Consider the following 19,782-nt stretch of genomic DNA (forward strand, 5'->3'; position numbering starts at 1 on the left):
GTTAGTGTTCATCAGGTGTCCGGTCAAACATCCCTTTACGATTTGTTTCATCAGGAAAGAGGTTCATATTGCCGACCATGATCGTGTTTTTTGCAGAGAGCTGATCCAGCTTATACTGTTCGCTCAGCTCATATGGATGGAACCACTTTTTGCTGATCATCAGTTCCGTAATCTCTTGGTGCATCGCAATTCCTTGCATCAGCTGTTTCCGAAGCAGTGCTCTTACATCTGGTGAAGCGGTTTCTGTCAAAGCTACAGCAGTATTCCTTACGCCTTCCTTAGCTCGTATAAGAAAATCCATCGCGAATGTAGTGTCTGCTAGTTCAGGCACATTCAGCGAATTAATGGGGTCTAAATGATCATTATTCAAAGAGGCTTACCTTCCTTTCAATTGATGATTGGCGTTGGGCGGCTTTGAGGGACAGGGGCCTGAAATGAGGCACGCTCATAAACCGCTTGTAATTCAGTAAGGTCTTGAATGGATTGCTGTACATCTTTTTCCATCAAGTCCTTCAGTTCTTGGTCAAACACAAGCCCTTGCATTAACTTTGATTTCGCTATACAAAGTGTTTTAAAGTTCACGATTTCATGTAAGTCAACAGCCTCATGAGCTGCCAATGTTTGATGATCCATATTGATGTAACCTCCTTTTATCAACGTTACATTTCCCGAAATGAAGTTGAAGCATACAGAAAATACACTCGGTATCATTTTTTGTTTTAAGAATCGCTGTTTTTGCTCGTTCTTATGACATGGACTAAACTGCACTTAAATCTGAAATAAGGGTGAAGTATGGAAACTTGACATAGTGCTGTCAGGTTTCTTTGGTATCATTAAATTGGATGACCAGTAAAAGTATGGTTTTATAGGAGGCACTCGATATGAAGCTGTTACAAATTAGACTGTTGGTGAATGATTTTAAGAAAAGCGTCGAGTTTTATAAAGATTCATTAGGACTTCCAATAAGTTGGTTAGAGAATGAAATGGAATATGCACTCTTTGATAATGGGGAAACGAAAATAGAGCTTTTATCTCGAGAAACGATGGCTGAAATCGTTGGAGAGGAAAAAAAGTCCTTGGAAGGAGAAGCTCAATCAAAATTTTTGCTTCAGTTTAAGGTAGAAGATGTTGATAAAACGTATGACGATTTACACGAAAAAGGAGTTAAATGTGAGAATAAACCGCATGATCGCAAGGAATGGAGTGCCCGAGTTGCTCACTTCAGAGATCCAGATCATAATCTGATTGAAATATATAAAATGTTATGATTTTTTGACTCGCAAAATCATAGAATAACGTTTGATAACGTACCTAATCATTTTTACACGCCCTGGTAAAAGAAAGCAAAGTCATAATAGGTTGCGGACACTGAACTTGCAGCATTTACGCTGATTTGTATGGTGTCCGTTTTTGATTGGTGAAAAAGGTGGAGTATCTATGAATCGAGAAGAAGCGTGGATACAAGGAAGCAGTACACTGATTGAGTTAATTGGTGGAAACGAAGCCGCTTGATCCATGTCCTTTTTCCTGATTGTCAATCGTGATTACCGACTGGACAAATGATTAAGAGCCAAATGTAACACACCATCAATATCAAGCCTGACTACCATTTATTTTGTATCCTTAATTGTCGAAAACATAGGAATAATTCCACTTTTGAAAGATCTAGTTTATGGTACATTGATAAATATATGGGAGGGGAGGGGGCATGGTATCTGAAAGTAAATCCTTAACTGGATGTAAGAAAGTCAAACGTACGGCATTTATAAGGGGAGGGTATAAGGTGAATAAGTTAAAGAGGCTAAGTATGCTAACGGTGATGATTGCATCTGTGTTCATTTTTTCTAGCCATGCACTTGCGGCTCAGTATTATACGGTTTCAACAAGCAGCGGTGCTCCTGTCAACATGCGCAGCGGCCCAGGTACAAGTTGGGGAATTGTAACGACCATTCCGAGCGGAACCCGCATCCCGATCTATTGCTACAAAACCGGTACAACTGTAACTGGAAAGTATGGAACGAGCAATATTTGGAATTACACAGAGCGGACGCTTGCCAGCGGGGAGATCGTTCCTGGATTTGTCTCTGATACATATATGTATACAGGCTCAGACGGTCCGGTTGTTCCTAAATGCAGCTGGTAGCCTATGTTCTATCGTTTCTTAAAATGAAGGAATTGAAGAAAGAGGGATGACATTGACTAAACTGAAAATGCTGAGTATGTTAACCGTGATGATTGCATCTTTATTCATTTTTTCCAGTCAGGCACTTGCCGTTCAGTACTTTACTGTCTCAACAAGCAGCGGTGCGCCTGTCAATATGCGCAGCGGTCCTGGTACAAATTATCCTATTATGCTTTCCATTCCGAGTGGCTCCCGTGTTCCTTATTATTGTTACGCTTATGGAACGACTGTTACAGGGAAGTATGGAACGAGTAATATCTGGGACCAAATCCAGTGGAAAGATTCCCGGGGTGTCGTGAATATTGGATATGTGTCTGACACATATGTGTACACAGGTTCAGACGGCCCTGTCGGTTACAAATGCAATTAGCTAAATACTCCGTACAATAGAATCTCTTCTTAAGGGCCTATCTAGGACGAACCATACCAACAACAATAGTTGGTATGGTTTTTGCTGCGATGAAGTCTTCCATACCTGCATTTGTGGTGATTTTCAAAAGAGATTCATGATGTTAGACACTGGTTGTTGTTGAGGACAAAATAACGAGCCGCTTTAGAGTTGTATCTAATGGTATAAAATACGGAATTAAGATAGGAAATAATCAATAGGAGAACGTAATGTACAAACCTATTTTTCGATGAAATCCCTAATATCACTTTGGTTAAACATCTCACATTGCGTTCTCGTTAGTGAAAAGTTCTTTTTACGCTTCGTGAAATCTTCTCCAATTCCATAGTTAGTTTCACCTGTCCTATTTTGAAAATTTTAATCAATCCTTAACACGTATGTTTCTTTTCTTTTTCTAACATGTCGTGTAACCTCTCAGAAAATTCTTTATGGTACATTGTGTACCCCGTATGATTTCCGGGGAATTCAACCCATTCTGTTTCCAATTGTTCCGCTAGGGCGTTCGCGCAACGATAAGGAAAAAGCTCCCGAGAAGCACTTCCGCCAGCTGGGAGTATCTTCATCGGTGAAGATGTAAACACAGTTTTTAATGCTTCGAAATCTAATGTATAGCTGAGAATTCCTTGAATTTCATACTCAGTGAAATACGTTGAATTGCCGAGAAGCCGCTTTGTCAGGACAGCCTTTGATTGTTCGTCTGTCTCTAATCTTGACATTAATTTAATGACTTCACTTCGATGATTTTTCTTAAGGTCTTCCATGAATTGCTCGGCTTGTTTCAGCTCATTTCCATGCAGAAGCTGCAATAAGATTGGTTCGTGTGGGATCATGACATGTACTTGTTCGGGATGGCGTATGCACAGATCAAGCCCGATAACAGCCCCGGAGCTGCTTCCAAATACATAGGCCGGCTTATTGGTGATTTTGGCTAGAAGACGGTGAGCATCGTCACTGTGTGTTTCCACACGGTAACCCTCAATCTGATTGGCGAGATTGCTGCGGGAATGGCCGCGGCGATCATAAGTAACAACCGTGTACCAGTTAGCCAGATGATTGGCAACATGATGGAACTTGTCGGCATCACCGCCTCCTCCGTGGACCAAAAGAATGATTGGACCAGAGCCACGCACCTGATAGTGGATGTTCGCGCCGGGTACTTGCAACGTTCCATTGTTTATCGTCATTTGTAGGACCTTCCTTTCTTCTCATCTCCCTTAACTTTACACAATTGGCCAATGGTATCATATGCAGGAAATAACTAAGAAACAAACTCGCCATATAAAAAGCACTGATTATTTTTTATCAGTGCTTCCGTTTTGTTTATTTAGAGTAGACAATTTTTTTTATTGTTTCAATAGAGAGGTGATATTCATCAGATAATTGATGAATGGTTTTGCCGTTTTTAAATGCTTTTTTAATAGAAGCGTTTCTGTCATCGATCAGCTTTCTTGTTCCTGAACACGCACCCCATTTTTGATGAGAGGATTCAGGTTTAGGGATATATATTGTTTTTCCTTGAACATACTTTTGAATTTCCGATATCAGCTTTTCAGGTAAAATAGCGGTTGCTTTTACATATGCCATTTCTGCCAGCTCCTTATTTTTTTATGTCAAATAAGGTGCAAAGCCACTATATCAGAAAAGCTTACTTGGGCGATCTTTTAGAAAGTCTACCCCATGCAAAGTATCGCCTTCCCAATAGTAGGCTTTGCATGGGACGTTGCGGAATCTGGCATTCTCATCTTGCTTGCCATTACATCACCTCCCTAACGATTTTCGATGATCACTTCCATTATAAAATAGAGTAAAGCCTTATGGCATCTTGTTAATGAAAGTTGAAGCAGTATGAAAATCAAGGGACCTTCCCAGTGAGAGGGGCTAAGGCTGATTGGCAATGAATAGAGTAAGATTCAAGCTATATTACTTTAGATTCAAAATATTGACAAATTGATGTATTTTCAACAATAGGGCAGTTTCTTCATGTATACTGAGTCTGTATTTACAATATTTAGAAAGGGGAAGTGAAATGAAAATCAGTATGCAAAAAGCAGATTTTTGGAAAAAAGCAGCGATCTCATTACTTGTTTTCACCATGTTTTTTACCCTGATGATGAGCGAAACGGTTTTTGCGGCGGGACTGAATAAAGATCAAAAGCGCCGGGCGGAACAGCTGACAAGTATCTTTGAAAACGGCACAACGGAGATCCAATATGGATATGTAGAGCGATTGGATGACGGGCGAGGCTATACATGCGGACGGGCAGGCTTTACAACGGCTACCGGGGATGCATTGGAAGTAGTGGAAGTATACACAAAGGCAGTTCCGAATAACAAACTGAAAAAGTATCTGCCTGAATTGCGCCGTCTGGCCAAGGAAGAAAGCGATGATACAAGCAATCTCAAGGGATTCGCTTCTGCCTGGAAGTCGCTTGCAAATGATAAGGAATTTCGCGCCGCTCAAGACAAAGTAAATGACCATTTGTATTATCAGCCTGCCATGAAACGATCGGATAATGCCGGACTAAAAACAGCATTGGCAAGAGCTGTGATGTACGATACGGTTATTCAGCATGGCGATGGTGATGACCCTGACTCTTTTTATGCCTTGATTAAACGTACGAACAAAAAAGCGGGCGGATCACCTAAAGACGGAATAGACGAGAAGAAGTGGTTGAATAAATTCTTGGACGTACGCTATGACGATCTGATGAATCCGGCCAATCATGACACCCGTGACGAATGGAGAGAATCAGTTGCCCGTGTGGACGTGCTTCGCTCTATCGCCAAGGAGAACAACTATAATCTAAACGGACCGATTCATGTTCGTTCAAACGAGTACGGTAATTTTGTAATCAAATAAGCAGTGAGGAAAAGAAACCGCTGCAGATGAACTCAATCTAAAAGATACCAATGATGTTGGTATCTTTTTATTTGCAGTAAAAAGTATTCAATTTTCTCTATAATGATTATGTCATGCTTGAGGCAGATACATGAAAGGACCTTGGCGATTTCATAAAAAACAATATAGAGGCTTTTTTAAAGCCATGCAAGATTACAATGGATCTGTGCAAGAAGGCGCATTCAATCCATCTATTAACGATGGAAAGGGGGGAGGCTTTTTGCACAGTCCATCTACATCATTTGATAGTCTCCATGCGTATAAACTGTTCCGTCCATAATACGTCGTGCGGTACGGACGATCTTTATACCAGTGGGCTCCACCATTGTTTCAATAATACCAGAAGAATGAGCTAGCCGAACCTTTGTAGAGTGGTTTTTTGCTATTCTTGCAGGGATTGCACCTTCCACTGAAAGGGCTCTTGTTGTACATATCGCTCCAGTGACAGCCAGTGCTTGATGTGGCTTTTGCATGGACATCATCCTGATGTGTAAGTCCATCTCAACGCTTGAATGCCAAGCACCTGTACTATCTTTATATTTCTCTGGTTTTGCTACTATAGCCAGTTTGGGGACAGCCGGCGATAACTTTGTAGCTGAAAATCGACTGGCAAAGCCGCATTTCTCTGCCGCAATGGATCTTAATTCTTCAAATTGAGCCAACTGTAGATCAGTAAATTCTTCTGCAAGTTCCGTTCCATCCAGGCCGATACTGCTCGCTTCCACAAAAACTAATGGATTTGCATAGTCGATAATAGACACCTCTATTTGGCCTTGACTTGTATCTAAAAACTCCGAACTATTTCCAGTAGGCAATAAATGACCGGTAACTGAACCAGCGGCATCATGAAAGTTTAAATAGATTGGAGATCCAGATCCAGGTACTCCAGATATCGTAACATCTCCGTCATATTTGACCTGACCGTCTTCCACTTCTACTTCCGCAATGATCATTTTATTCGTATTGGTATTCAGGATCCTTACCGCAGTCATTGGTTCTGTCGCTTTTACAAGTCCTTCTTCGATAGCAAATGGACCAACAGCAGCGGAGATATTTCCGCAGTTCCCTTTAAAGTCCACTTTTTCTTCTGAAATGCTGACTTGACCGAAAGTATAGTGAACATCAATATCCGAAGTATATGCTTTCTTTATTATTGCCACTTTACTAGTAAGGGAATTACCGCCACCCAAACCATCTATTTGTCTTTTATCAGGACTTCCCATGACATCAAGCAAAAAGGGCTCCCATTCGTTTTTATTGTTAGGCATGGCTGATTCGTGGAAAAAAACGCCTTTGCTTGTTCCGCCTCTCATGATTGTTACATTCGTCTTGACCATCGTCATCATCCTCATCTTAAAGGTAGTATTTTTTATGTTTTTTAGTGTAGAAGGTAAAAAAATAAAAATAAAATATAAGTTTTCTTAATATTCGATAAAAAAACTTTTATAATTGTGAAAGAAGGACTAGAAAGGAAGATGAAAATGGATGAGAAAGATTGGATTTTATTGAAAATTCTTCACGAAGAACAAAGTGTAACAAAAACAGCAGAACGATTATTTACATCACAGCCTTCCATCACTTATCGGTTGAATAAGATTGAGGAGATTTTCGGAATTGAATTATTCACCAAAAGGCATAAAGGAATTACCTTTACTGCGGAAGGAGAACACTTGGTTGCTTATGCAAGAAGAATGCTACAGGAACTTCAAGATACCAAAGATCATATCTCTAATCTAAGCAAAGAGGTGCAAGGACATCTAAGGCTGGGGGTATCAAGCAATTTCGCTCAATATAAGCTCCCTAAGTTATTAAGGGAATTTTCCACTATGTATCCTAATGTCCAATATAGTGTACAAACAGGCTGGAGCACAGATGTCATGAAATTATTAGATGCTGGTATTGTACAAGTCGGTATACTGAGAGGAAGCCATCGCTGGAAAGGGGTGGAGGAACGGCTGACACGGGAAAAATTACATATCATCTCAAAAAAACCAATAACGATAGAGCAACTTCCTTTTTTACCTTTTATCAAATATAAAACGGATGCTTCTTTAAAAACGATTATAGAAGATTGGATGCATACGAATCTAAAACAAGCCCCCATTATTGCAATGGAAGTGGATCGACAAGAGACTTGCAAAGAGATGGTAAAGCATGGTCTTGGTTACTCCATAGCACCAGAAATTTGCCTGCAGGAATCTGATCATTTGTACACAATGGAACTGTATAATGCTAAGGGTAAGCCTCTAATGAGAGATACTTGGCTAATGTACGATCAAAAATCATTAGGAATCAAACTCGTTAAAGCATTCATTGATTTTTTAAAGGGTGAACAAATGGTAACCATTTAAAGTTATGATAGAATTTTTTTTGAAACACAGTAAAAAAATATTTATTTAACTTATTACACCGTATAAGATATGTTAATCAAAAGTCATTTGAAAGCGCATTCTTGGAGGTGTAATATGCTTACTATTTTAGGTTTTTCGATGGTAACTGTTTTTACAATATTAATAATGACAAAGAAAGTCTCGCCTATTGTTGCCTTGACCATCACTCCCATTGTTTTTGCTCTTATTGGAGGTTTTGGTAAGGGTATTGGCGACATGATTTTAGAAGGAATTCAAACAGTTGCAAGTTCAGCGGCATTGCTATTGTTTGCTATTCTTTTTTTCGGAATTTTAATTGATGCAGGTTTATTTGATCCGCTAATAGAAAAAATTTTATCTATAGTAAAGGGAGACCCTGTGAAAATAGCGATAGGGTCTGCCGTCTTGGCAATGCTTATCGCTTTAGATGGGGACGGTACAACAACCTATATGATAACAGTCTCAGCAATGTTACCTTTGTATAAAAGAATTGGTATGAATCCCATGGTTATGGCGACATTAGCAATGCTGTCGTTGAGTATCGTTAGCGGAATGACTCCATGGGGCGGACCAGCTACAAGAGCGATTTCAGTGCTGGGATTGGATCCTTCAGATTTCTTTGTGTCATTACTTCCGACCATGCTTGGAGGTATTGCTTGTGTGATATTTCTGGCTTTTCTAATGGGAAGGAAAGAGAGGAATCGAATAGGCATCGTTCAATTAGAGCCTAGACATATAACAAAGGACAGCTCTCAATCTTATATGGCTGCTACTTTGGAGAGCGAACAATTGAAAAGGCCACGCTTAATATATCTTAATTTATTCCTCGTTATAAGTATCATGGTGTTTATTGTGCTTGGAACTAAGCATCCGTCAGTTTTATTTTTAATTGGTTTTGTTCTTGCCCTTACTATAAATTATCCGAATGTAAAAATGCAGAAGGAGCGAATCGCCGAGCATTCTGGTAATGCCATAACCGTGGTATTATTGGTATTTTCAGCAGGAGTATTTGCTGGTATATTATCCGGGACAAAGATGGTGGATGCCATAGCAGGATCATTGGTATCCATCATCCCCTCATCAATGGGAGAGTTTTTCCCCATTATTGTAGCACTCACTAGCATTCCGTTTACTTTTGTTTTATCAAATGATGCATATTACTTTGGTATGGTACCTATCTTTGCAGAAGCTGCCTCAGCATATGGTATAGAACCAGTAGAAATAGCAAGGGCTTCTATAATGGGGCAGCCGGTTCATCTGATGAGTCCATTAGTTGCGTCAACACTACTGTTAGTAAGCATGCTTAAAATGGACTTGGGATCATTTCAAAGGTTTGCCGTTAAGTGGGCTGTAATTACATCATTAGTTATTACGTTGTTAGCAATCATTACAGGGGCTATTACTATTTTGTAAAGAAACAATAATAATATTTAGACTGCCAATGAATCATTAGTTTGATTGATTTAAATACAGCTGAAAGGGGTCCCAAGCTGATCAAGCCAGTTGTCTCTCCAGTTACTCTATTGTTTAGGGTTCTTTTTTAGAAGTGGCAGCATTTTTGTCGATGTTTAGCCAGCATTTTCAGCATGATGTGGAAAAGACAAGAGACAAACATGCTCTTGTCTTTCTTAATATGATAGTTCAGTATAAATATTTAAGAAAAATGTCAGTATTGAGTAATGAATGTATCACCAGGCGTATGCCTCAGGTGTCTCTCCTCCAGGTCCGGGAAAGATATCATTTAACATGCGGAGAATCTCCTTATCCAGACTGATTTCAACGGCTTTTATCGTATCACGCAGCTGCTCAACCGTTCGTGGTCCGATGATCGGCGCAGTTAAAACTGGATTTGCCAGCACCCATGCCAAAGCCACATTTGCTTCTTTTTCTCCTAGTTCTTTGCATAAATCTGAAAATTTCTCGAGTTGCAAACGATGTTTTTCAATTAAATCTGCTCTTTTTGCTGTACGAGTTCCGACATTGCTTTTCAATGCCTTCCCGCCAAGAAGCCCTCTTGCAAGGGGACTCCACGCCACTACTCCTAAACCAAGATCCCGTGCAGCCGGCAGCACTTCCATCTCAGCTGTTCGTTCTAATAAACTATACTTATGCTGTTCAGTGACGAGTCCCATGAATCGCCGTTTTTCAGCTTCAGCTTGCGCTTTAACTAAATGCCAGCCTGCAAAATTACTGGATCCAATATAGTCTACTTTGCCGGAGCGAACCTGAGTCTCAAAAGCTTCCCATATCTCATCCCACGGTGTCCGCCTATCGATATGATGCATTTGGTACAATTCGATATGATCTGTCTTAAGCCGCTTCAGTGATCCTTCCAGATGACGTCTGATTTTGTATAGAGACAAGCCCCTCATATCATTTGGCCCGTCATTCGGATCAGAAATCGGTTCATATACTTTTGTCGCCAGAACAACTTTTTCGCGGCGCTGTCCTCCTTGTGCAAACCATTTTCCAATGATGCTCTCTGTCAATCCTGCGTTTTTGCCCCAGCCGTAAATATTGGCAGTATCAAAAAATTGGATGCCGTTATCAAGCGCTTCATCCATGATACGGAACGCAGTCTTTTCGTCTGTATCAACTCCAAAATTCATCGTGCCTAAACATAAACGGCTCACCCGCAATCCTGTTCTCCCTAAATAGGTATACTCCACAACAAACCTCTCCTTTATCATTATTTTTGGCAACAGCTGCAATACAATTGATTCAACAATTGTTTGCTCTTTGTTACGATTAAAAAGACGAAGCAAATGTAAAGCAGACGCAAAATTATAGGAGGTTTTTTCAAATGAATATAGAGGATCTATGGGATCAATTTCATCAGCCGTTAAAAACATATATTTCACATAGGGTTAACGATCAATCTATCGTTGATGACCTCTTGCAAATCGTATTTATGAAAATACAAGTGCATCTCCCAAATCTGATCGATGAACAAAAGATCGACAGCTGGATTTATCGGATCACTAGAAATACGATTATTGATTTTTACCGTACAAAAAAAACAAGCGAAATATTGCCTGATGTTCTACATTTTAATGACAGTGCAGAGGAAGAAAATTTCACCAAGGAAGCAACTGTGTGTATTCGATCGACCATCAAACGGTTGCCTGAAAAGTATCGAGAGGCGCTCGAGTTAACTGAATTCCAGGGGTTATCACAAAAAGAGTTGAGTGAAAAGCTCGGCATTTCTTACTCCGGAGCAAAATCAAGGGTACAACGCGGACGTGGAAAATTAAAACAGCTGCTTGAGGGGTGCTGTCATATTGAAGCGGATCGATATGGAAATATCGTAGACTTTCGTATTTTAAAGGAATAACTGATGAACATAGTCAGTTATTCCTTTAAAATAGGCCATCCGCATGAAGAGCATTTTTCCTTTGATGTTTGCAAGAGATGTATGTATAATATAAATCGTAATGTTTTCGATTTAATGAAAAAGGAGTGTTGGAATGAACATTTTATTTTCAAAACGGCTAGGCATATTAACGATTGGTTCATTACTAGTTTTGGCAGGATGTCAGACTTCCGGTTCTTCTGCAGGTGAGTCTAATCAAACAACATCATCCTCAGCAGTTGAAGAAGACTCTTCCAAAACGCAAGAGCAAACATCTGACAGTCATACACACGAACATTCTCACGATCATAGTCATGCGCATGATGAAGAAACAGAAAAAATATATGAAGGCTATTTTAAAAACAGCCAAGTAAAGGATCGCTTACTTTCTGATTGGGAAGGAGATTGGCAATCTGTATATCCATACCTGCAAGATGGTACTCTTGACGAAGTGTTTTCATATAAATCAGAACACGAAGGCGGCAAGACAGCTGAAGAATATAAAGAGTATTATAAAAAAGGCTATCAAACAGATGTTGACCGTATTGTAATCCAGAAAGATACTGTAACGTTCTTCAAAAATGGAAAAGAATATTCTGGTAAGTATACGTATGACGGATACGAAATTCTAACCTATGATGCGGGCAATAGAGGGGTAAGATACATATTCAAACTAGCTAAAAAAGCAGAAGGGCTGCCTCAGTATATTCAGTTTAGTGATCATAGTATTTACCCGACTAAAGCTAGTCATTACCATCTCTATTGGGGGGACGACCGTGAAGCTTTACTTGATGAAGTCAAAAACTGGCCTACTTACTACCCGTCAAAAATGGATGGACACGATATTGCCCATGAGATGATGGCTCATTAAATGATGATTACTCTATGAAAGTTGTTCTGCCATAGCCATTTTTTCTGTGGAGAATTGATAGAATGGGGAAAAAACTGATTGAGACCATTCAGTATCCGCCATATTATTGTGACGTGGCATACCTTGAGTCATCTCACATGAAGAGTAGAAGAAACCTATTTCAAAATAAAAAATCATTGGATGTATGGCAGTGGATTACGCTTGAAATCTATTGGCTTATATGAAGCAAAGAAGAGACCCAAAAACCGCAAAGCTTCTTCAAGAAAGCTTTGCGGTTTTTTATATGTCTAAGCCTCGATTCATCTCACCATAAAAATGCATTTCAACTTTCTCTTTTGATCGACAATAGTCCATAAAGGGAAGAATATTTCCCTCACAAAGAAGTCGTGGCAGTAATCTCCATAGGTGTGTTTGCATGGCCCACTTTAATGGTTTTGTTTAAATCTAATAAAAAACAGACGCCATAAAGATTTCTTATGGCGTCTGATGGATATGAGGTAAGGTGTGTTCTTAATAGCCACCAAAGAAAGATGTCCCAACGATGATTAATAGGATGAATAGAACTACGATTAATGGAAATGACCTCATAACATCACCTTCCTTAAAAGAGGATAGTACATGATATGCAGATCGAGCTTATTCGATAGTGATGCTAGTTTAATTGATGTAAAAATATTTTTAAGGCTGGACTGCTAACTGATCTTTATTAGTTATTGGATCATACTTATGATTTTGGAATGAATCCGTTTCAAAGTGATGTGTTGTTCTCGGCCAATCGTTGGCTAATCTTCCTGATGCAATCGAGCTATATGAAGCCATCCCTCTTTTATGAAAGTACACCCAAAACTTCTCTCTCTTGCAGACCCTTAATCATTTGACTTGCATATCGAGCGTAAGCATGCCTCATCTAAAAATAAAGTGCACCATCTGCTATTTGTTTTAACATTTTTAAGACAGTGATGCACACCTTTTGCGTTGAGCAAATGGAACAGGCTCAGAAGGGGCGAGCTGCTCCTTACTTCACCCAGATAAAAGACGGGGATAGACGGCATGCACCGAAGCTAACTGAAAGTTAAATTGAAATGAAAAAAGGGGCATGTTAAGCCCCCTTTAAGACTATCGAGAGCTTCTCAATAGCCTAACGCATTGTATGTTTAACATGTTTTAATTTTTCACAACGGATAAACTGACACTGTTGCCTGAGACTGTTACTTTAGCGAAGTCTTGTGTATCAATTACAGGTGTTATTGCTTTGTTGTCGATGGTGATGTTTGTAAAAGATGTTGAAAAATTTGATTTGATAGATTGGCGTGAACCAGTTGTAGCAACTGTAGCAAGCGCTTTCCATTTGGAGATGGAGCCGACATTTGTTTTGCTGATTTCTGAAATGAGACGGCCGTTGTATCCTGCATTGTTTGTGCCCCAGTATGTAGCGCGTGTATTGCCGTTAAGGTTTTTGTAGATGGTAAGTTGTACGGTGCTGCCGGGACGGAAGCCTTTCGTATTCGTAAATTGGCTTCCTCCTTCGAGGTACTGAACCTGATCCTGTCCTTTTGAACCGACTTTCATATATGGTTTCCATACGTTATATTTATCACTGTACTGAAACCCGATATCGGATTCTGTGCCCCCGCTAAAGCCAGAGTAGATGTAGGCTGTCCCATTTGAAACCTGAATGGAGCTAGGAAGCTGGATTTTTGTAACAAAAATGGCACCAGTGCTGTTCAAGTAAGCCCTTCCGCCGATTCCATCAGTTAGCTGTGATGCAGCTTCTGCGGTTTTTGGGCTAATAATACCCGGCACGTCTACTGCACATGTGCCAAAAAGCAGAGTTGCCGTAAGCGCACCCGCGAGCAGTCCTTTTTTCATCATCATTATTTCCCCCTATCATTATAATTAGAAAACGCTATCATCTTGTATTATAAAACATTATGAAAATAATTCCATAATCAACATGAAAATAGACACAGAATTTACACATTATGACTTTGTGTATCTGGCAAACGGTCGATTTCTAATCTCGAAAAATGTCCTGTGAAGTGTAAATGTTACGATAACTTTTCAATCGAGACTTGTGTTTTATTGAAATAGAAAAGCTATAAGAGATGGGGGAGAAATAAGAGGGGAAAGAGCGAAAACACTGTAATCAGATATGTGTGTATAACTCAATTGTTTGTTAGAAAAAAAGTGGGCTTTTTAAGCCCGCTTCTTAGTTCATGTTTCTCTTCAGGAGATTGTCTTTTTCATTTACATTCAATGTCCAACATGACTCCTTTGAGTTTCATCTAATATTTCAAACAATCTTTTGTACTTTGATATGACTACTTGGTCCACAATTTTATGGCCAGAATTGAAAAAGGTGATTGAGCCCGATCCTTTACCAAGCTGGTTACGATCTGCAAGAACTTTTTTCAACTGTTTTGCAGTACCGACACTGCCTGAAATCATATCAACTTTTATCCCAAATAGTTTTTCAAAACTGTTTTTGAAAAACGGAAAATGAGTGCATCCTAACACAATCGTTCCATATTGTTTCAGATCAAAAGAAGATAGTTCGTTCTTTAGATATTTAATGATTTTGTCTTCACTAAAATCAAAGTTCTCAGCAAATTCAACTAGTCCTGGAAGAGCTAAGCAATCAACAAGGTCATGGTGATCAATTTCTTTAACTAGATTATGAAATTTCTCTTCTTTAAGCGTCAAATTAGTAGCAACTACCAGAACTCTTTTTCTTTCCTCTGTACATTTATTTATAGCAGGCTTTACAGCGGGTTCGATTCCGATTATCGGAAAGTCGAAGTTTCTCCGAAGATCCTCTATCGCAATGCTAGTAGCTGTATTACACGCAATAACAAGAGCTTTGATATTTTGACTGGCCAGAAATTCAGCTGCATTGAAAATATATTCTTTAACTTTACCCTTTGATTTTTCACCGTATGGAACGTTTAACGTATCTGCATAAAAAATGTAATCTTCATAAGGAAGAACTTTTATGGCCTCATACAATACAGTCATGCCACCAATTCCTGAATCAAAAAATCCTATTTTCATCACTTCTCACGCTTTCTGTCTCATTCTTTTTTTATCATATGACTTTATATCATCTGCATCAAACGAAAAAGAACCATTTTACTATTCGAATTTAATATGGGAGTTATCGATTTTTCGAATAGGGAGCAAAACTTGAGAAGGGGAGATAAGATCGAAATGTTGGTAATGTATTGTGGTTGTGGTGAAATTATCAAGATCGCATCGTATCAATGTGATGATTGATAACCCGATTCAAATTAGCTTTGAAAATGTAGGAGTATTTAGATTTCCAGAGTCAGTGGATGAAATTACGAAAAAAAAGCAAACTGCCTGTCGAAGTTTGCTTTTTGCTCTATCAATGAGGTGCGCCTATATTTTTATATCCTCTTGGCAAAGCTGATTTAAAAGCTGCTTAACCGAAATTTCCTCAGTCAATGACCGTATCCCTTGACCTGCCCATAAAGACATCTGATCATGGTTATTTTGAAGTGAAGCCTTCTGTCTCATTGCCTTCGTTAGTGTATTTTGATAAGGGTACGGAAGGGTTTGTGTCTCAAACTGTTCTTTTTCTTCCATCCATTTATTTACGATTCCTCTGGCCTCTTTACCTGAAAATAATGTCGTAAGCTTTGTATCTGCTTCGTTTGCTTCTAGTATTTTCTGTTTATGTACTGGATGTGCGTTACTCTCGTGACAAATTAAAAAGGCAGAACCGATTTGAACGCCTTGGGCTCCAAGGGTTAAAGCTGCTTTTACTCCTCTGTGGTCTATCATTCCCCCAGCAGCTATGACAGGTACGCTCAGTGCATCTGCTGCTTGTGGAATCAGAGCCATTAAACCTACGGCAGATTCACCTTTGGAAGGTAAGAATGCTCCGCGATGTCCACCGGCTTCACTTCCTTGAAGGACTACTATATCCATTCCCCGTTCTTCCATTAACAATGCTTCTTCTACTGTTGAAGCGGTTCCTATTAAACAGCATCCAGCGGTTTTTAGCTCCTTTACTGCGTCTTCAGGCGGCAGATCAAAAGTGAATGAGCAAGCCTTAACCTTATATTTTAAAATTAGATCAATTTTTTGATAGAAGTCATCCCACTCTTCTTGTACAGATGTGAATTGATTTACTTGATTAGCTAACGGTATGTTTTCTTTCCACTTTTTAATCTGATCTTCTGGTGGCATCTCTAGACCTAGCGGAACAAACACATTAATTTGAAAAGGAGCGTCTGTCAGCTCAAACATTTCTTTTATCTGTTGTTCTAGCAGGTCTGGCGTAAGATACCCCGATGCTAAGCTGCCAAGAGCACCTTGATTCGAAACTGCAGATGCAAGTCGGGGCGTTGTAATACCGCCAGCCATTGGAGCTTGAATAATCGGTTTTGTTAAGGAAAACTTCTTCATAAATTCATTCATACCGAATCCCCCCGTTAAGACATGATTTTTGAAAAAAGTGTCATTTTAAAATTTGCTCAAAAACTCGTATTCGCTTAAATATATTGTTTTCCTTCTTTTTGTCAATCTCTCATACCAGTTAACATGTCGATAAAGCAGGGGAGATTAAAGTGTGTCAAAGAGTGTCGTCCCATGGCGGCTCTACAAAAAACTGAATATTCATGTAGTCCTTCATAGTTGATATCTGATTTTGAGATGTCTTGCATCTTAATTTTGAATGATATATAGAAGGACTTCATGTAAAATAAAGCTTAGAAGAATACATCACATTCAAGAGTAAAAAAATCTATAAGACGTACAGATCAATATTCGGTTTTACAGTTAGATATTAAGGCTGAAACGGAGGAACATGCGATGCGAAGTGAGCAGGAAATGATGGACATTTTTTTGGACTTTGCTTTGAACGATGAGAGAATCCGATTGGTCACTTTGGAAGGGTCACGTACAAACAGAAATATCCCTCCTGACAACTTCCAAGATTATGACATCTCGTATTTTGTAACTGATGTAGAATCTTTTAAAGAAAATGATCAGTGGCTCGAAATCTTTGGGAAGCGCATTATGATGCAAAAACCAGAAGATATGGAGCTTTTTCCTCCCGAATTAGGTAATTGGTTTTCATACATCATTCTTTTTGAGGATGGCAACAAATTAGATCTAACCCTTATTCCAATTCGTGAAGCAGAAGACTATTTTGCTAATAACGATGGTTTGGTTAAGGTATTGCTTGATAAGGATTCGTTCATCAACTATAAAGTGACCCCAAATGATCGCCAATACTGGATGAAAAAGCCGACTGCAAGGGAATTTGATGATTGCTGTAATGAGTTCTGGATGGTTTCGACTTACGTAGTAAAAGGATTAGCAAGAAATGAAATCCTTTTTGCCATTGACCATTTAAATGAAATTGTACGTCCTAATTTATTGAGAATGATGGCCTGGCATATCGCATCTCAGAAAGGGTATTCATTTAGTATGGGGAAGAACTATAAATTTATGAAACGGTACCTTTCAAATAAAGAATGGGAGGAACTCATGTCTACATATTCTGTGAATGGGTATCAGGAAATGTGGAAGTCTTTATTTACTTGCTATGCATTATTTAGAAAGTATTCAAAAGCTGTATCAGAAAGTCTTGCATATAAGTATCCTGATTACGATGAAGGCATCACTAAGTATACGGAAGGTATTTATTGCTCAGTAAAGTAATAAGAATATAGGATTGTTTTCATATGATATTTGATTCTCGCTGACAATGGAGACCAAGGAGTCACCATGTTTGTAAAAAGATGCGTAAATCGTTATGTTTAAGAATGTCTACGCATTTTACTATGATTATTCTTGTCCAAAATTTTTGTTCTTTTTAACGAAACGAGGCATTATAATTAACCTATAGGCACATTAAAAAAATAATAGAATGTAAAGGAGGATTTTTGTGTTCCAAACCTTAGACCATTTTTTGAAATCTTGGGAGTTCGAAGCAGATGCTACACAGAAACTATTAAATAGTCTGACTGATGAATCACTTAAACAAGAAATAACTTCACAAAATTGGACTCTAGGCCGTATTGCTTGGCATACTGTTGCTGCCATTCGCATCATTACCTCAAACACAGACTTAACGTTCCATGCCCCAGCTGAAGATTATCCTGTTCCAACTTCGGCTCAGTTTATAGCTGACAGCTATCATCAAGCCAGTAATACATTTGTACAGGCATTAAAAACCCAATGGACTGACCATACACTTCAAGAACGTATCAACTTTATCGGACAACAATTGCCTAACGGTTCACTTTTGATGTTTTTAATTCAACATCAAAATCACCATCGGGGACAAATGACTGTTCTTATGAGACAAGCAGGGTTAACTGTTCCAGGTATTTATGGTCCAGCAAAAGAAGAATGGGCAAAATTTGGTTTGGAAGCCCCGAAAATGTAATCAACCTTTTTATAAAAAAGTTACGCTATGACAACATATAAGAAGATGTTTTGATCTATCTTTTTTCAAAACATGTTCTTTTTTTGTTCGTTTACCAATGATAAGAACATATTCGAATCATTTTTATTCCAAACCACTTCAAATGACAACGTTCTTCCGCTTTATTGTTGGCCTATTCCCAACGATGTAAGTATAATTTTTAATGCTGTCAAATCTTCGATACACATATCTATAGATTCCTCTCTAACAAAACCCCCGCTTTTTCTGCCATCACTCGAGGTGGGGAAGGCATTTCATTTTTCAACCACCATTCGACTACTCCTACGTATGCATTTGCAACAAATTCAGCAGCGATCGATGGTTCAGAAATTCCAATGAAACATTCAGGTGTTGCTCAATTTTTGAATAAAAGCAGCTGCGCCAAAAGGAAGCCTATTGGAAGAGTCTAGCTGAGTTGGAACGTCTTCTCAAAAGGGAAGGCAATTTATTTACTGTAATTCATACAATGAGTAAAGCCTCCCAGGTATAATCTTTACTTCGTTCGACAAATTCTGCAAATTGTAGACAACTTCCTGATTATTTGGATAATTAACTGAATAGGAGGGGAAAAGTTGTCATATTTCATTATACTTATCATCGTTCTATTATCGGAGCATTGGTAACAGCAGCAGTCGGTATCATCTCTTCAAAAGTAGAGGTAATCTCGCCGAAAACTACAATAGAATCTAAAGAGGAAGAACAGAAAAGTTTTTATACGCTGAAATAAAGCAGAGAAAGAGCATCTCCTGCGGGGGTGTTTTTTATAGAGGAGTTGGAAAAACTGAATCAGACTAATTTACTTTTAAGATTCACCCTTGAAATTGCTGCACTAATCTCCTTAGGGGTGTATGCTTGGATAAGCTTTAATGGTTATTTTAAATATGTTTTAACTTTGGTTTTACCTATTGCAGTTATGATTGTCTGGTCTGTATTTGCAGTACCTCATGATCCTAGTCGAAGCGGACAAACTGTAATAGCTGTAAACGGAGTAACAAGGTTAGTTATTGAATTATTGATCTTTGCAATGGCTGTTGCAGCGCTTTATTTTAGTTATTTAAAACCAGTTAGTATTGTCTTTTTATGTCTTATAATACTCCACTACATCATTTCAGCTGAGCGTATCAAATGGCTTCTAAATCAATAGTTTTTCATTTCAGCACTCGTTATTAGAGTGTTTTTTATTATTCTCTGTAGAGCCAGTGATTCTCAGATTAGATTTGAAGGTTAACGGCTTGGGCAC

At 38.8% G+C, this 19,782-nt stretch carries 23 protein-coding genes and 1 pseudogene; 13 read left to right on the plus strand and 11 right to left on the minus strand.

The annotated features are described in order from the left end of the window. Position 1: 1 nt before the first annotated feature. Together MKY10_RS08200 and MKY10_RS08205 are read right to left on the minus strand one after the other, a co-directional pair. Complete coding sequence (locus MKY10_RS08200) at positions 2–370, minus strand: spore coat protein (RefSeq protein ID WP_009967868.1); 369 nt, start codon at positions 368–370, stop codon at positions 2–4. 17 nt (positions 371–387) lie between these two features. Continuing rightward, entirely contained in the window at positions 388–633 is a 246-nt protein-coding gene (locus MKY10_RS08205) for a spore coat protein F-like protein YraG (RefSeq protein ID WP_003229845.1), read from the minus strand. 248 nt (positions 634–881) lie between these two features. On the opposite strand from MKY10_RS08205, the gene MKY10_RS08210 reads away from it, so the two are divergent. The 4 genes from MKY10_RS08210 (at position 882) to MKY10_RS08225 (ending at position 2,552) form a co-directional block, all read left to right on the plus strand. After that, positions 882–1,268 (plus strand): VOC family protein, encoded by a 387-nt coding sequence (locus MKY10_RS08210; protein ID WP_004398984.1) that lies wholly within the window; start codon positions 882–884, stop codon positions 1,266–1,268. 142 nt (positions 1,269–1,410) lie between these two features. Continuing rightward, complete coding sequence (locus tag MKY10_RS08215; RefSeq protein ID WP_119123071.1) at positions 1,411–1,512, plus strand: hypothetical protein; 102 nt, start codon at positions 1,411–1,413, stop codon at positions 1,510–1,512. Between the two features lie 271 nt (positions 1,513–1,783). Next, positions 1,784–2,143, plus strand: coding sequence for an SH3 domain-containing protein (locus tag MKY10_RS08220; RefSeq protein WP_004399021.1), 360 nt, complete (start codon positions 1,784–1,786; stop codon positions 2,141–2,143). Between the two features lie 52 nt (positions 2,144–2,195). Then, the gene (locus tag MKY10_RS08225) at positions 2,196–2,552 is read left to right on the plus strand and encodes an SH3 domain-containing protein (protein WP_004398671.1); all 357 of its coding nucleotides are present in this window, start codon (positions 2,196–2,198) and stop codon (positions 2,550–2,552) included. Positions 2,553–2,959: 407 nt separating this feature from the next. Here the strand turns inward: MKY10_RS08225 and MKY10_RS08230 are convergent, their stop codons facing one another. Next, positions 2,960–3,775 carry an alpha/beta hydrolase gene (locus MKY10_RS08230; protein ID WP_003229849.1) on the minus strand — a complete coding sequence of 272 codons (816 nt, stop codon included), beginning with the start codon at positions 3,773–3,775 and terminating at the stop codon, positions 2,960–2,962. Positions 3,776–3,911: 136 nt separating this feature from the next. Further along, positions 3,912–4,175, minus strand: coding sequence for a CD3324 family protein (locus MKY10_RS08235; protein WP_003229850.1), 264 nt, complete (start codon positions 4,173–4,175; stop codon positions 3,912–3,914). Positions 4,176–4,617: 442 nt separating this feature from the next. On the opposite strand from MKY10_RS08235, the gene csn reads away from it, so the two are divergent. Next, positions 4,618–5,451 carry a chitosanase gene (gene csn, locus MKY10_RS08240; protein WP_003229851.1) on the plus strand — a complete coding sequence of 278 codons (834 nt, stop codon included), beginning with the start codon at positions 4,618–4,620 and terminating at the stop codon, positions 5,449–5,451. 272 nt (positions 5,452–5,723) lie between these two features. Here csn and MKY10_RS08245 read toward each other — a convergent pair whose 3' ends face one another. Next, positions 5,724–6,827, minus strand: coding sequence for a 2-methylaconitate cis-trans isomerase PrpF family protein (locus tag MKY10_RS08245; RefSeq protein WP_019712533.1), 1,104 nt, complete (start codon positions 6,825–6,827; stop codon positions 5,724–5,726). A 144-nt stretch (positions 6,828–6,971) separates the two neighbouring features. Between MKY10_RS08245 and MKY10_RS08250 the strand changes: the two genes are divergently transcribed. After that, the gene (locus tag MKY10_RS08250; RefSeq protein WP_015251604.1) at positions 6,972–7,841 is read left to right on the plus strand and encodes a LysR family transcriptional regulator; all 870 of its coding nucleotides are present in this window, start codon (positions 6,972–6,974) and stop codon (positions 7,839–7,841) included. A 114-nt stretch (positions 7,842–7,955) separates the two neighbouring features. Further along, complete coding sequence (locus MKY10_RS08255; protein ID WP_046381217.1) at positions 7,956–9,272, plus strand: citrate:proton symporter; 1,317 nt, start codon at positions 7,956–7,958, stop codon at positions 9,270–9,272. Positions 9,273–9,547: 275 nt separating this feature from the next. Here the strand turns inward: MKY10_RS08255 and MKY10_RS08260 are convergent, their stop codons facing one another. Next, positions 9,548–10,528: an aldo/keto reductase gene (locus MKY10_RS08260; RefSeq protein WP_044052673.1), complete on the minus strand. Its 981-nt coding sequence runs from the start codon at positions 10,526–10,528 to the stop codon at positions 9,548–9,550. Between the two features lie 134 nt (positions 10,529–10,662). Here MKY10_RS08260 and sigZ point away from each other — a divergent pair, with 134 nt between their 5' ends. The 3 genes from sigZ (at position 10,663) to MKY10_RS08275 (ending at position 12,306) form a co-directional block, all read left to right on the plus strand. Next, positions 10,663–11,193: an RNA polymerase sigma factor SigZ gene (gene sigZ / locus MKY10_RS08265; protein ID WP_015251607.1), complete on the plus strand. Its 531-nt coding sequence runs from the start codon at positions 10,663–10,665 to the stop codon at positions 11,191–11,193. Positions 11,194–11,326: 133 nt separating this feature from the next. Further along, positions 11,327–12,082, plus strand: coding sequence for a metal-binding protein ZinT (locus MKY10_RS08270; RefSeq protein ID WP_003229858.1), 756 nt, complete (start codon positions 11,327–11,329; stop codon positions 12,080–12,082). Between the two features lie 62 nt (positions 12,083–12,144). Continuing rightward, positions 12,145–12,306 (plus strand): hypothetical protein, encoded by a 162-nt coding sequence (locus tag MKY10_RS08275; protein ID WP_003245984.1) that lies wholly within the window; start codon positions 12,145–12,147, stop codon positions 12,304–12,306. 286 nt (positions 12,307–12,592) lie between these two features. Here the strand turns inward: MKY10_RS08275 and MKY10_RS08280 are convergent, their stop codons facing one another. The 4 genes from MKY10_RS08280 to MKY10_RS08295 form a co-directional block, all read right to left on the minus strand. After that, a complete protein-coding gene (locus tag MKY10_RS08280; protein ID WP_072175780.1) occupies positions 12,593–12,670 on the minus strand; it encodes a YjcZ family sporulation protein in 78 nt (25 codons plus the stop codon). Between the two features lie 576 nt (positions 12,671–13,246). After that, positions 13,247–13,954: a YrpD family protein gene (locus MKY10_RS08285; protein WP_044052492.1), complete on the minus strand. Its 708-nt coding sequence runs from the start codon at positions 13,952–13,954 to the stop codon at positions 13,247–13,249. Between the two features lie 381 nt (positions 13,955–14,335). Beyond that, positions 14,336–15,133, minus strand: a complete 798-nt coding sequence (gene murI, locus MKY10_RS08290) for a glutamate racemase (protein WP_015714374.1) — start codon at positions 15,131–15,133, stop codon at positions 14,336–14,338. Between the two features lie 348 nt (positions 15,134–15,481). Next, on the minus strand, positions 15,482–16,525 hold the full coding sequence (locus MKY10_RS08295) for a nitronate monooxygenase (RefSeq protein WP_019712534.1): 1,044 nt from the start codon (positions 16,523–16,525) through the stop codon (positions 15,482–15,484). 393 nt (positions 16,526–16,918) lie between these two features. Between MKY10_RS08295 and aadK the strand changes: the two genes are divergently transcribed. Both aadK and MKY10_RS08305 read left to right on the plus strand, forming a co-directional pair. Then, complete coding sequence (aadK, locus tag MKY10_RS08300) at positions 16,919–17,773, plus strand: aminoglycoside 6-adenylyltransferase AadK (RefSeq protein WP_046381214.1); 855 nt, start codon at positions 16,919–16,921, stop codon at positions 17,771–17,773. Positions 17,774–17,999: 226 nt separating this feature from the next. Beyond that, positions 18,000–18,503 carry a DinB family protein gene (locus MKY10_RS08305; protein ID WP_033885127.1) on the plus strand — a complete coding sequence of 168 codons (504 nt, stop codon included), beginning with the start codon at positions 18,000–18,002 and terminating at the stop codon, positions 18,501–18,503. Positions 18,504–18,732: 229 nt separating this feature from the next. Here the strand turns inward: MKY10_RS08305 and MKY10_RS08310 are convergent. Further along, positions 18,733–18,849, minus strand: a pseudogene (locus MKY10_RS08310) (TetR-like C-terminal domain-containing protein); the annotation flags it as partial. A 465-nt stretch (positions 18,850–19,314) separates the two neighbouring features. Here MKY10_RS08310 and MKY10_RS08315 point away from each other — a divergent pair. Then, on the plus strand, positions 19,315–19,686 hold the full coding sequence (locus MKY10_RS08315) for a YrdB family protein (RefSeq protein WP_010886579.1): 372 nt from the start codon (positions 19,315–19,317) through the stop codon (positions 19,684–19,686). Positions 19,687–19,782 lie beyond the last annotated feature (96 nt).

The sequence above is a fragment of the Bacillus sp. FSL P4-0290 genome (assembly GCF_037975435.1).
Taxonomy (GTDB): Bacteria; Bacillota; Bacilli; order Bacillales; family Bacillaceae; genus Bacillus; species Bacillus subtilis.

What these genes read in the sequence shown, in the direction of transcription:
- MKY10_RS08280 (WP_072175780.1), bottom strand. Translation starts at nt 12,670, where the DNA reads ATGAGGTCATTTCCATTAATCGTAGTTCTATTCATCCTATTAATCATC.
- csn (WP_003229851.1), top strand. Translation starts at nt 4,618, where the DNA reads ATGAAAATCAGTATGCAAAAAGCAGATTTTTGGAAAAAAGCAGCGATC.
- MKY10_RS08295 (WP_019712534.1), bottom strand. Translation starts at nt 16,525, where the DNA reads ATGAATGAATTTATGAAGAAGTTTTCCTTAACAAAACCGATTATTCAA.
- MKY10_RS08210 (WP_004398984.1), top strand. Translation starts at nt 882, where the DNA reads ATGAAGCTGTTACAAATTAGACTGTTGGTGAATGATTTTAAGAAAAGC.
- murI (WP_015714374.1), bottom strand. Translation starts at nt 15,133, where the DNA reads ATGAAAATAGGATTTTTTGATTCAGGAATTGGTGGCATGACTGTATTG.
- aadK (WP_046381214.1), top strand. Translation starts at nt 16,919, where the DNA reads ATGCGAAGTGAGCAGGAAATGATGGACATTTTTTTGGACTTTGCTTTG.
- MKY10_RS08275 (WP_003245984.1), top strand. Translation starts at nt 12,145, where the DNA reads ATGGGGAAAAAACTGATTGAGACCATTCAGTATCCGCCATATTATTGT.
- MKY10_RS08255 (WP_046381217.1), top strand. Translation starts at nt 7,956, where the DNA reads ATGCTTACTATTTTAGGTTTTTCGATGGTAACTGTTTTTACAATATTA.
- MKY10_RS08230 (WP_003229849.1), bottom strand. Translation starts at nt 3,775, where the DNA reads ATGACGATAAACAATGGAACGTTGCAAGTACCCGGCGCGAACATCCAC.
- MKY10_RS08270 (WP_003229858.1), top strand. Translation starts at nt 11,327, where the DNA reads ATGAACATTTTATTTTCAAAACGGCTAGGCATATTAACGATTGGTTCA.
- sigZ (WP_015251607.1), top strand. Translation starts at nt 10,663, where the DNA reads ATGAATATAGAGGATCTATGGGATCAATTTCATCAGCCGTTAAAAACA.
- MKY10_RS08245 (WP_019712533.1), bottom strand. Translation starts at nt 6,827, where the DNA reads ATGGTCAAGACGAATGTAACAATCATGAGAGGCGGAACAAGCAAAGGC.
- MKY10_RS08235 (WP_003229850.1), bottom strand. Translation starts at nt 4,175, where the DNA reads ATGGCATATGTAAAAGCAACCGCTATTTTACCTGAAAAGCTGATATCG.
- MKY10_RS08205 (WP_003229845.1), bottom strand. Translation starts at nt 633, where the DNA reads ATGGATCATCAAACATTGGCAGCTCATGAGGCTGTTGACTTACATGAA.
- MKY10_RS08285 (WP_044052492.1), bottom strand. Translation starts at nt 13,954, where the DNA reads ATGATGAAAAAAGGACTGCTCGCGGGTGCGCTTACGGCAACTCTGCTT.
- MKY10_RS08250 (WP_015251604.1), top strand. Translation starts at nt 6,972, where the DNA reads ATGGATGAGAAAGATTGGATTTTATTGAAAATTCTTCACGAAGAACAA.